8 protein-coding genes are annotated in these 11,804 nt (G+C 58.6%); 3 read left to right on the top strand and 5 right to left on the bottom strand.

Annotated features, from left to right (window positions below):
* Nucleotides 1–2 precede the first annotated feature (2 nt).
* The 5 genes from EL257_RS12015 to EL257_RS11995 all read right to left on the bottom strand — a co-directional run bounded on the left by EL257_RS12015 (nucleotide 3) and on the right by EL257_RS11995 (nucleotide 7,654).
* Nucleotides 3–1,325, bottom strand: coding sequence for a hypothetical protein (locus EL257_RS12015; RefSeq protein ID WP_126362811.1), 1,323 nt, complete (start codon nucleotides 1,323–1,325; stop codon nucleotides 3–5).
* Nucleotides 1,326–1,357: 32 nt separating this feature from the next.
* Nucleotides 1,358–2,638, bottom strand: coding sequence for a hypothetical protein (locus EL257_RS12010; protein WP_126362809.1), 1,281 nt, complete (start codon nucleotides 2,636–2,638; stop codon nucleotides 1,358–1,360).
* A gap of 33 nt (nucleotides 2,639–2,671) precedes the next feature.
* On the bottom strand, nucleotides 2,672–3,610 hold the full coding sequence (locus tag EL257_RS12005; RefSeq protein ID WP_126362807.1) for a hypothetical protein: 939 nt from the start codon (nucleotides 3,608–3,610) through the stop codon (nucleotides 2,672–2,674).
* 72 nt (nucleotides 3,611–3,682) lie between these two features.
* A complete protein-coding gene (locus EL257_RS12000; protein ID WP_126362805.1) occupies nucleotides 3,683–4,501 on the bottom strand; it encodes a hypothetical protein in 819 nt (272 codons plus the stop codon).
* A 162-nt stretch (nucleotides 4,502–4,663) separates the two neighbouring features.
* The gene (locus EL257_RS11995) at nucleotides 4,664–7,654 is read right to left on the bottom strand and encodes a hypothetical protein (protein ID WP_126362803.1); all 2,991 of its coding nucleotides are present in this window, start codon (nucleotides 7,652–7,654) and stop codon (nucleotides 4,664–4,666) included.
* Nucleotides 7,655–7,914: 260 nt separating this feature from the next.
* Here EL257_RS11995 and EL257_RS11990 point away from each other — a divergent pair, with 260 nt between their 5' ends.
* The 3 genes from EL257_RS11990 (at nucleotide 7,915) to hbdH (ending at nucleotide 11,769) form a co-directional block, all read left to right on the top strand.
* Complete coding sequence (locus EL257_RS11990; RefSeq protein ID WP_126362801.1) at nucleotides 7,915–9,321, top strand: sigma-54 interaction domain-containing protein; 1,407 nt, start codon at nucleotides 7,915–7,917, stop codon at nucleotides 9,319–9,321.
* A gap of 274 nt (nucleotides 9,322–9,595) precedes the next feature.
* A complete protein-coding gene (locus tag EL257_RS11985) occupies nucleotides 9,596–10,987 on the top strand; it encodes a GntP family permease (RefSeq protein WP_126362799.1) in 1,392 nt (463 codons plus the stop codon).
* A gap of 8 nt (nucleotides 10,988–10,995) precedes the next feature.
* Nucleotides 10,996–11,769 carry a 3-hydroxybutyrate dehydrogenase gene (gene hbdH, locus EL257_RS11980; protein ID WP_126362797.1) on the top strand — a complete coding sequence of 258 codons (774 nt, stop codon included), beginning with the start codon at nucleotides 10,996–10,998 and terminating at the stop codon, nucleotides 11,767–11,769.
* The last annotated feature ends 35 nt before the right edge of the window (nucleotides 11,770–11,804 follow it).

Genomic DNA, 11,804 nt, shown 5'->3' with positions numbered 1-11,804 from the left:
GCTTACAAACCCTGTTCCAGAGGATTGAAGACGAAAATCCCGCCGGCACCAGCACCGAGCGTAATACGCAAAATCGGCACGTTACGACCGGTTTCCTGAAAGAAATCCTTCTGATCGTACTGGGCACCTGGCAAACCATTACTCGGAAGGAGGGCTTGGGTATTGTAGAAAAACGCCTCGATGGGTAACTGGGCCGGATTGTCCTGTGGCCATGCCGCAACCATGAACTCGTTCCAGCCAAGAGAATCGCCGCGATTCTTGCGCACGTCGATACTCAGCTGAAATTGCTGCGGATCAGTGGTAAACGCGCACGAGCGGTTGACCTGTCCGCCGTATCGCGAAACCCAGGCATCAATGCTGTTGACCCCCACCTCACTGCACAGTCCGCCGTGTGTTCTGCAAACATCGGCGCTCCCGCCGGTGCCAGCATCGTAGGGATAGGCGCAGCGCAAGGTCATGGGGTTGCCGGCGGGCGCGGCTTGCTCTCGGACGACAAACCCTTGGGATTTATAAAACCTGATTACACCCGCGTCGGCTCGCAGGTAGCTGAACGAAGCGCCATTGCCTCGCACAGATCCCGGGCTCGGATTCCATGAATGAAACGCCGTGGACTGATCCGTCGTGCGAATCAGCACCCCGTTGCAATAAAACGCCGCGCGCCCGTCTCTGCACGCCGGGGCGGTATCGGCATATCGGGCCTCCAGCCGGGCGGCGACCTGGTAGCCGACGTAGAGTTGATCGGCCTGGTTGAAGCCGAACGGATTCTGCTGTGTCTCAGCGGCCTGCAATCGCAGGATCGGCAACCATTCCCCAGTGGCCTGAAAGTACGTCAATTGATCCTTAAGAGCGCGACGCAACGCACCCTTCACGGTCACGTTGTAAAACAGGGCTTCCAAGGGGATTTTCGTAGGGGCCGTATCGTCCCAGTTTTTCACCAACGCCTGTGCATCTGGAACAGCAGCACTGACGTCCAAAGATTTATTGACACCAATAGCGGTGAATACATCTGACAGCACAAAACCATTGGCAACATTCCTGTCCACAGGAGGCCGATCTTCTCGCCAAAAATCAAATCGTTCGGCACCGGAGGCCACCGCTTCAGCACTGAGCATCCAGAACGGCAAGTTCACCGGATTCCGTGAGCGGCGCAGCAATACACCACTGCAGAAATAAACCGCCGTACCGCCCGCACAGCTATCCGCTTTTAGTTGATAACGGGCGTTAAGCACCTGAGCTGTCTCCGGCCCGGTGATCGCCTGCGCACTGTGCACGACGAACCCAAACACCGACATAAGCAGCAAGGCAACCCCTCTCCGGCGACTCATGGCACTTCCTCCCTGAAAGATTCGCAAACCGACTACTGCACACCCTGATCCAAAGGCTCGTAAGTGAACGGCAAGCCATTGGCCGCATTAAGCGCAATGCGGACGACGGGCACCGTGCGCGTCGTCTGTTGAAAGAAATCACGCTGAATGAACTGGGCATCCTTCAGGCCCGCAGTACCGGCTACGACGAAAATCGCTTCGAGCGGCAACTGCTGGGGGATGTTTTGCGGCCAGGCGGCGACGATCACTTCGTTCCACGCCGGATTGCGATTTCGTACATCAATACTCAGTTGCACCTGAGGCGGCGTGACATTGAACGAACATGTGCCGCCTTGTGCTCGATACGCGGCCACAGTGGTCACACCCAGTGCATCGCAGTAAGTGCGACAACTGTTGGGGATGCCGCTGGTGCCGGCATTGGTCGGATAAATACAGCGCCAAGCCGCGTTGTAAGGCGTCGGGGCCGCAGACTCCTTGAAGATCAGGCCCTGATTGCCCGCTATTTGGGTCATGCCGACATCAGCTCTGGCCCAAGAGAAAGACACTCCGTTGCGGCCCACTGAGTTAGGGCTGGGGTTCCACGCATGAAACTGCGTCGATGCCGCAGTGCCGCGTAGCAACACGCCATTGCAATGGAACGCCGCACGCCCGTCGCGGCAGGCAACCGCGGTGTCCCGGAACCTGGCGTTCAGCCGCGCTGCGACCTGATAACCGCCATATAACTGATCCTGTTGGTTGAAGCCGAAGATCTGCTGCGCTGCATCGCGCAAATCCAATCGCAGGATTGGCAACCACAGCCCGGTGGCCAGAAAGTAGTCGCGCTGATCGCGCTGGGCGGCTAACAGCCCGGTCGGCCAGTTGCGGTCGTAAAACAATCCTTCGACCGGGATGTGCTGCGGCGCCTGTTCATTCCAGTTTTTGACCCGCACCTCTGCGTTCGGGTCGGACGGCGACACCTCCAACGTCTTGCCCAATCCCAGCGCCGTGAATTTGTCGGTGAACACAAAGCCGTTCTGCAACAACGAAGAATCTCGAGGAATATCTTTGCGCAAATAGGCGAAACGTTCGTAGCCCGAGCCGACTGCTTCAGGGCTCAGCATCCAGAACGCACGCCCGACAGCGACCTGCGATCCCCGCACCAGCACACCACTGCAATGATAAGCATCGGTATCGCCCGGGCATGATGGCCGGTCGATCGCGTAACGACTATTAAGGACTTGCGCGACTTCGGGGCCGCTGACAGCTCCGGCCAATTCGCCAAACAGCAGGCAAAGCAATAGCGTGCTGTTGACCAGCAAACGATGGACGTTCATGGAATCCCTCCCGGCGTTAAGTCACGCGCAGACTCAACTCATCGAAACACCCAGCACCTGATGTAACTCGTTCAGGTCGGCCGAGGTGGGATTAGGATCCAGCGGATCGTTTCCCGGTTTATCCAGGTCGACGATCCACGCGGTATTGGCGCCGTTGAGTTCTCCGCTCCAGAACGGGTACGGCAAACGTCCGAGGTAATCGGTCAACGATCCGGCATGGTTGTCGTAGATCTTCAACAACTGACGCATCTGCGCTAACGTGGCCGGCTGCAATCCGGCCACCGCGCAAGCATCGCGCATACCCGCCCAGTTGGCGGTGGCCGTGAGGAAACTCAATTGGCCGATACCACTGATTGTCAGTTGATATTTCTGCGACTGGCCGACGCTGTCCGTGGCGCTGATCTGGCACGTCCCATTACCGGCGACTGTCACTTCAGCCTGCTGATCGACAACGGCTACCGTGGCATCGCTGCTGGCATACGTATACGGCGCGACGCCCCACGTCGCCTCGCGCGTGAAGCGGCTGAAAGCAGGGGGATTGTGTGGCGGTTTGCCGGTGACGAGCACGTAATCGAACGAACTCAGATCGAGCGTTTGCTCGCCTTCGAAACCGGCCTTGATTTCGAGGCGCAGGGATTGAGATGTGTGCAGTTGCTGGTCACCAAAAAACACCTGGTAACTCAACTCGATCACATTCCCCAAGAATGCCGCGAACCGACTCGCGTCGACGGAAATATACGGCGCGCTTTCGCCCTGGCTGGCTCTGATTTTGACTTTGTCGACCACCGTTGCCGGCGCACCCGGCGCAGACAGGCATAAACTGATCACATCAGGGGTTTTCATGCCCGGATACGCAGGCATCCGCACGTTGGTTTTCTCGTTCAATGCTTGCGGATCAAGCGTGCCATCGATTGCGCCATCAACTGTCGGCGCAGGCAGGGTTGCCAACACGCCAGTATTTTCTTCGAGCATTTCAGTCACCTCAGAGTCGGTCGGGCACCAGCCGCCCTTATGGGCGGCGGGTAGGCAAAGGTTCGAATAGGGTTACCCCGAGATGACGGCATCCTCGGCCTCGGCAAAACCGGCTGCCGCGTTCGTTGCCGATGCGTCTATATGTGAAACGTTCTTGGTGTCGAATCGATTGCCGCTATTGCCCCACGAGAAACAACGCTTGTCGGAGGTCAGGGCCACGAAGCCGGTTGAACAGCTGTAAAGCGCTACAACATCGTGCAACTCTCCGGCTACGAGTGAGGTGTCGCCGCCGAGTGCCGGATTCCCCCATGCGAAAACCCGTCCATCAGTGCATAGCACGGCAAACGCATGAGCCGTTCCGACGACCTGAATAACATTGGTCAACGAGGCGATTGCGGGCGGTACTTCACCTGCAGGTTTGGCGCCCCACGCGGCGACACGATGATTTTCGGTGACGCCAGCGAACGCATGCCACGTGGAAGCGACGTCAACGAAGCGCACTGTCGAAATTCCGGGGAACAGATTTAAATCTCCGCCGTAGGGGCCAAACCCCCAAGCCACGACAGTCTTCGCAGCGGTCATCGCCACAAATGCGCGAGCGTTAGCACAACAGAGTCGCAAGATATCCGTTCGACTGGCGATATCTGCGGGAATAACGCCGCCGTAAGGACCATTCCCCCAGGCAAAAAGCCGCTTGGTCTTGGTGATGCCCGCAAATGCCTGGTACGCACAAATAATTTTGTCTACGTTGTTGACGCCGGGTACCGGGTTGGCAATGCCGCCGGAGGCAGCGTTTCCCCAGGCAGTAATACTTCCATCCGATCGCTCGGCAGCGAATGCGAGTCCACCATTGAACAGTCGTTTTATGTTGCCAAGGCCTGCTACTGGCAATGTTCCGCCATGCGCAGCATTGCCCCAGCTACGGACGTTACCGGCTGCATCCAGCCCCGCAAACGCGTTGCTGTTACAGGCTATCGTCTTGAACCCGGCTGCGCTTACGTTACCCAGACTGCCGCCATTTGCTGCGTCCCCCCAAGGTAGAACTGACCCGTCTTATGTCAGAGCAACAAAAGCACCACCACTGGAGAAAACGCCCTGCAGGTTTTCCTGAATCAAATACACCGGCGGGACAACGCCACCATAAGAGGGATGGCCGTTAGCGAAAACATCGCGCCCTCCTACTGCTCCGTTCGTGATTCGTACATCGCGCAAGTACGCCACCGCGACTGCGCCACTAAGATTTCCATCGACGCCATTGCCACATATATTCACCGCGTTGAGTGTGACTTGGTCAGTCGCCGAACGCACTTGCAGTGCACGCAAAGCATCCGTATCAATAAACTGTGCAGCGGCGGTCCATGCTGCATCACCCACATAACGCCACTCCGACAACATTGGCTGCAGCGTCTGCGCATTGAGTGCCCAGATCAGACACGGTGCGCTGGACGATCGATAGGTATTGGAGTTATGCCGAGCGCCCATGACCTTCAATTTTCCGGAACCAATCACACGACGGACATCGAAAGTCTTGAAGTCTGAAGGTTCGTCCGCGCCGCCTGCTTTGCGGCGAATCGTGTAGCCCAAGGTGAAACTGCCGCCGTTGTTCTGGTCGATGACGATACGTGGAATGCGCATGACCAGCTCTCGACCCTCCTCCGTCTGCAGCACCGTCCTGACGATCGGAGCCGCACCGCTGGGCATGAGCGTAATGGTGTCCCCCTGCTTGAGTTGCGCCGTCACGCCAATGCGGGCGCTGGCGCCATCGGCCGGCACATCGTCGGGGTTGATCTGGTCGCGATTGGGCCCTGTAGCCTCGCTGATTGCAGGCAACGGCAACACTGCTCGCTGCACACTTAACAACAAGACTTCAGACGGCTGCTCGCCGCCGGCATCGCGCTCCACGGAGTAAGACACCCTGATGCCTGAATCCTGATTCGCCAGCACATAACGATGAGGAACCTGGTGCGTGAACGGCTTGCCCTCGCCATTCAAGGAAATTGGCTCGTCCCACGCGTAATCGCCCGCCTGCGCATCCCCGTCCCATCGGAACTTGATGAAATCGCCGAACTTGAGATCGGCGCCGTCAATCACCACTGAAGCGCCTCGCACGGCCGTATCCGCCGGGTTCAAGACACCGGCGTCATTAGCCTCGAGCACTTTAGGCAGTGGCAGCGGCTGCTTCGCGCTTGCGCCGATAGCCACTTGCGCGCTGGCACCGAAACGTTCAGTGCCAGTGCCGTCCGTAGCCTCCACCGAATAGCCGATGGTCAGGTTGTAACCCACGTGTTCCTTGAGAAAATCCTGCGACAGGAAAAACGAAACCGGAATGTCGAGATCGCGATCATCAATGTCTACCGAATCGTCGTAACGCTGCGGATCCAGCGGCGAGTCGGACTGATACCAAAGATAAACCGTCTGCCCTTTCATATCCTTGAACGGCGGAACCTGTACCTCGGCATCCGCGAAGGGCGGTAACAGCTCGGGATCCAGCACACCGTCGATCGCGTCCACCACGATAACGGCCTGCAAATCTGGCTTGGGCTCTCCTACCCTTACCGAGTGGCTCAAGGATTGTGCTGCGAGCGGATCGTCCTTGCTGGTGCCGACCTTGTAATACAATTCAAGCGGCCCGCCATCGATTTTCGTCAGATAGGTCGCCGACAATGGAAAGGTCATATCGCGGGCCGCCAGCGAACTGCTGATCCGCCGACCGCTGTCGTACAGATGCTCCACACCCCCCGGCGCAGTACCTTGCGCGTAAAAGTGCACCCACGCTTGCGCCGAAATCGCGGCATTGGGTGAAACGATGCCGGTAGCGGCTTTGCCGGGATCGACGATAACGCCGTTGATCGGCAGAATTTTCGGTGCCGGCAAATTCACTGCACTGCCCATGAGCCACACGGTCGTACGACTGGACTGCCGCGTAGTACCGGTGTCATCGCTGGTCAGTTCGTAGCGGAAATAAATATGCTCGCGAGCCAGTTGCACCACCGTGACATTTGGGACGAAAAAGCGCACGGTGCCATCGATTTTGGTGACCTTTTTGGTTTCGCTGAACACCTGCGATTCGACACCGCTCTTGATTGTCGATACCCACAGCCTGACGCTATCGCCGATGACGAAGGTTACCGGACGCGTGACAACATCAGCCTGAATGTTCCCATTGCCCAGCGTGGCGAGATCGTAGAACAGCTCGCCGGTATCCGCGTCGACCTGAACACCCTCGAGAATCACCGGGCGCAACAGATCCGGGGTGACTTCGCTGTAAACGGTTTTGCGCAACGACCAGTCACTGGCGCGATTATGAGCTTCGTCGAATGGGCGATAGATGAAAACCTGGTCACCGTTGCCGGCTTTGAGGATGACGTCCAGCGGGATCTTGCCCTGGATTTCCTTGCCGACCTGCTCAAATGTCACCGTATGTTCGAAGCTCTCTCCGCCAAAGCTTAAAATCACCGTATCGAATTGGCGCATGTTCGGGTATGCGGCAATCGCGAACTGCACGCCTTCCGTGGACTCTGCCAGCGCCCGGGTAATCCCTCCCGCCGGCACATTCAGCAGCCGCGGAGCCAGTAACCGATAGTGCCCGGGGCGATCCGGCTCAGGGTCTGTCCCACCCGGTATCATGAACCGGATCAGCACTTCCAGCGGTGGCGCATTGCCTATGTTCTGGCTATTGCGCATGACTTCATAATGCAATGTCTGAAAGCCCGGTTTGAGCAAATGCCCCGGTAGAAAAACATGGGACGTTTCATTCTCCTGCCCCGCCGCCAAGTTGAATGACAGTAATTCGATCGGATCCAGGCTGCTGAAAATACGGATGTTGTCGCCCTCTTCCGCGTTCGTGTAGGGCAACACGTTCACCAGCAGCCCCTTTGCGTTGGAGGCGCACATGCTGCGGTTGATGCCGTACCGGTTTTCGTTAGGGGTTCCATCCGCATCATGGATGTGCGGGATTTGGCCTGGAATGAACAACGGCGACAGTGCCAAAACATTTGCAGCCTGCGCGGAGACCTCTTCCGGTAGAACTTCTTCCTTGCTCATGGAGTTTTCCTCGAGACGCTGGAGCGCCGAACCAAAATTTTCTTCTGCGCGGTGGTGTTGTTATTTGGCGACGGCAATCGGTAGCGCACAACTGTCAGAAATTACAGGTAGCGGTGCATTCCCGATGAACGGTCAGCACGACTTGCCTAGGCGCTCCGATCAATCTGCCAGCTATGCGAGATGATGATCCGGTGATCCATCGGCATAATGTCGGCGGCATCCGAAGGTTGCCGATAGGGCTCACTCATCCAGGAAGCACGATGAACACCACCGAAAGCCTCAAGGACTATCAACGGGTCCGCACCCTGGCGATCCGCTCGCTGTTCGAAATCATCGAGCAGTCCAGTGAAGGCACGGTGATCGTTGATCGTGATGCCAATATTGTCTGGATGAATGAGCGCTATGCGCGGCGCTTTGGCCTTGAGTCCGCCGCAGGGGCGATCGGCAAGCCGTGCGAAAGCGTGATCCCCGGCAGTCTGTTGCGCGAGGTGGTGCGCACCGGGCGCCCGATTCTGCTGGACATGCAGGACACGCCCAAAGAGCCGTTGGTGGTGATGCGCCTGCCGATCCATGACGACGCCGGGATGGTGATCGGCGCCATCGGGTTTGCGCTGTTCGATGAGCTGCGCACGCTGTCGCCGATGCTCAAGCGCTACTTGAGCATGCAGGAAGAACTGGCCTCGACCCGCTCGCTGTTGCGGGCGCGGCAGACCAAATACAATTTCGCCCATTTCATCGGCACGAGCGCCGCCAGCCTCGAAGTCAAACGTCGGGCGCGGCGCAGTGCCAGCGCCGAGTCGCCGGTGTTGCTGCTTGGCGAAACCGGCACCGGCAAGGAATTGCTTGCGCAGGCCATCCACAGTGCCTCGCCACGGGCGCACAAAGCATTTGTCAGTATCAACAGCGCGGCGATTCCCGAAGCGTTGCTGGAAGCGGAATTTTTCGGCACCGCGCCCGGGGCGTTCACCGGCGCCGATCGCAAGGGTCGCACCGGCAAACTGCAAATAGCTCAGGGTGGCACGCTGTTTCTCGACGAGATCGGCGACATGCCGCTGCCGCTGCAAAGCAAATTGCTTCGGGTGCTGCAGGAAAAGGAATTCGAACCCGTAGGCTCCAACGAAGTGATCCAGAGTGACGTGCGCGTGATCGCCGCGACATCGACAGATCTGCAAGCGGCGATCAAGCGCGGCGAGTTCCGCGCAGACTTGTATTACCGCCTTAACGTGTTGCCGATCCAGGTGCCGCCGTTGCGTGAACGTCTCGATGACTTGCCGGCACTCAGCGAGGCCATCCTCGAAGAGCTGCGCAGTCAGCATGAATTGCACCGTGACGCGTTGGCGCTGCTCGGCCAGCATGCCTGGCCGGGCAACATTCGCGAACTGCGCAATGTGCTGGAACGGGCGGCGCTGTTGAGTGATGACCTGATGCTGACGGAGAGCGACATCCGCGCAGCGATTGGCACGGTTACCCCGGTGGAACGCGCCTTGCCGGCGCTCAATGTCACGGCGACAACAGAGACCTTTGCGCAGGCGCGTGAACGGTTTGATCGGCAGTTGATTCAGGCCACGCTAGCGCAATGCGCGGGGAATGTGCCTGCGGCAGCGGCTCGGTTGGGGTTGGGACGGTCGACGTTGTACAAGAAAATGCTGGCGTTGGGGATTGCTTGAGTCTCCTTTAAGAGACGCGTGTCTCGGTTTATGGAAAGATCAAAAGATCGCAGCCTTCGGCAGCTCCTACAGGGGATACGCGAAATTTCCGTGTAGGAGCTGCCGAAGGCTGCGATCTTTTTAGTCTCCAGAAAGAGACAGAATCACTCGTCGCACCCTCAAAAAATCTGAAGAAACCATGGATTTCAACGACTTAGCTCGTTGGCACAGTTCTGGCTATCCGCTCTTCACACCCGTTTCACCCACAAAAATAACAATTCTGGAGAGACACACCATGAGTGTGATCATTGCCTGGGCAGCCCTCGCGCTGCTGATGCTCGCCGCCTACCGTGGCTACAGCGTCATCCTCTTCGCCCCGATCGCCGCCCTTGGTGCGGTGTTGCTCACTGATCCTTCCGCCGTCGCGCCCGCCTTTACCGGTGTGTTCATGGAGAAGATGGTCGGGTTCATCAAACTGTATTTTCCAGTGTTTCTGCTCGGCGCCGTGTTCGGCAAATTGATTGAGTTGTCGGGTTTTTCGCGTTCCATCGTCGCGGCGGCGATTCGGCTGCTCGGCACCAGACAGGCAATGCTGGTCATCGTGCTGGTCTGCGCCCTGCTCACGTATGGCGGCGTATCGCTGTTCGTGGTGGTGTTTGCGGTGTATCCGTTTGCCGCCGAAATGTTCCGCCAGAGCAATATTCCCAAACGGCTGATCCCGGCGACTATCGCCCTCGGGGCATTTTCGTTCACCATGGACGCGCTGCCCGGCACTCCGCAAATTCAGAACATCATCCCCAGCACCTTCTTCAACACCACCGCATGGGCGGCGCCGTGGCTGGGCGTGATTGGCACGATTTTCGTGTTTTGCGCCGGCATGCTGTTTTTGCAGCGCCAGCGCAACAAGGCGCAACGTGCCGGCGAAGGTTATGGCACCGAGCTGCGCAACGAACCGGAAACCGCGGAAGACCTGCAACTGCCGAACCCGTGGCTTGCACTGTCGCCGCTGCTGGCGGTGGGCATCATGAACCTGCTGTTCACCCAGTGGATTCCACAGTGGTATGGCAAAACCCATAGCCTCGCGCTGCCGGGCATGACCGCGCCGGTCACTACCGAAATCGCCAAACTCACGGCGATCTGGGCGGTGCAGGCGGCGTTGCTGGTGGGCATTCTGATGGTGCTGGCGTTCGGCTTTCAGGCGATTCGCAGCAAGCTTGCCGAGGGCAGTAAAAGCGCAGTCAGCGGCGCACTGCTGGCGGCGATGAACACCGCGTCGGAATACGGTTTCGGTGCAGTGATCGCCTCGCTGCCGGGGTTTCTGGTGCTGGCCGACTGGCTCAAGCAGATCCCCAATCCGCTGGTCAACGAGGCCATCACCGTCACCCTGCTGGCAGGTATCACCGGGTCTGCTTCGGGCGGTATGAGCATCGCGCTGGCGGCCATGTCCGAACAATTCATCGCCGCTGCTCACGCCGCCAATATTCCTTTGGAAGTGCTGCACCGCGTGGCCGCGATGGCCAGTGGCGGCATGGACACCCTGCCGCACAACGGCGCGGTGATTACGCTGCTGGCGGTGACCGGTCTGACCCACCGCGAAGCCTACAAAGATATTTTCTGTATTACGCTGATCAAGACCCTGGCGGTTTTCGTGGTGATCGGCACTTTCTACGCCACTGGCATTGTGTGAGGTATTTCATGACCACTCTCTCCGGCAAGACCGCACTGGTTACCGGCTCCACCAGCGGCATCGGTCTCGGTATCGCACTGAGTCTGGCCAAGGCTGGCGCCAACCTGATCCTTAACGGCTTTGGCGATGCTGCCCACGTCATTGCCGAGGTTGGCCAGTTTGGTGGCAAGGTCGGCCATCATCCGGCCGACGTCAGCGATCCGGCGCAGATCGCCGACATGATCGACTACGCCGAACGCGAGTTCGGCGGCGTGGACATCCTGGTCAACAATGCAGGCATTCAACATGTGGCGGCGGTCGAAGAGTTTCCGGTCGAGCGCTGGGATTCGATCATCGCAATCAATCTGTCGTCGGTGTTTCACAGCACGCGCTTGAGCCTGCCGGGCATGCGTCGCAAGAATTGGGGACGGATCATTAACATTGCCTCGGTGCATGGCCAGGTCGGTTCGACCGGCAAAGCCGCGTATGTGGCGGCGAAACACGGGGTGATCGGCTTGACCAAAGTGGTCGGCCTGGAAACCGCGACCAGCCCGATCACCTGTAACGCGATCTGCCCAGGCTGGGTGTTGACGCCGCTGGTGCAAAAGCAGATCGATGACCGCGCGGCGAATGGTGTCGACTCGCAACAGGCGCAGCATGATTTGCTTGCCGAGAAACAACCGTCGCTGGAGTTCGTCACGCCGCAACATTTGGGTGAATTGGTGTTGTTTCTGTGCAGCGAGGCGGGTAGCCAGGTGCGCGGCGCCGCATGGAATATCGATGGCGGCTGGCTCGCACAATAAAGCTGCGATCTCTCCGTAGGAGCGAGCCTGCTCGC

This window comes from Pseudomonas fluorescens, from assembly GCF_900636825.1.
GTDB classification, from domain to species: domain Bacteria; phylum Pseudomonadota; class Gammaproteobacteria; order Pseudomonadales; family Pseudomonadaceae; genus Aquipseudomonas; species Aquipseudomonas fluorescens_BG.
Note: the sequence above shows the minus strand (reverse complement) of the source record. Positions and strands in the feature narration are given on the sequence as shown.

Bases quoted from the DNA above. Each gene is read 5' to 3' on its own strand.
- EL257_RS11990 (WP_126362801.1), top strand. From the start codon at position 7,915: ATGAACACCACCGAAAGCCTCAAGGACTATCAACGGGTCCGCACCCTG.
- EL257_RS11985 (WP_126362799.1), top strand. From the start codon at position 9,596: ATGAGTGTGATCATTGCCTGGGCAGCCCTCGCGCTGCTGATGCTCGCC.
- EL257_RS11995 (WP_126362803.1), bottom strand. From the start codon at position 7,654: ATGAGCAAGGAAGAAGTTCTACCGGAAGAGGTCTCCGCGCAGGCTGCA.
- EL257_RS12010 (WP_126362809.1), bottom strand. From the start codon at position 2,638: ATGAACGTCCATCGTTTGCTGGTCAACAGCACGCTATTGCTTTGCCTG.
- hbdH (WP_126362797.1), top strand. From the start codon at position 10,996: ATGACCACTCTCTCCGGCAAGACCGCACTGGTTACCGGCTCCACCAGC.
- EL257_RS12005 (WP_126362807.1), bottom strand. From the start codon at position 3,610: ATGCTCGAAGAAAATACTGGCGTGTTGGCAACCCTGCCTGCGCCGACA.
- EL257_RS12015 (WP_126362811.1), bottom strand. From the start codon at position 1,325: ATGAGTCGCCGGAGAGGGGTTGCCTTGCTGCTTATGTCGGTGTTTGGG.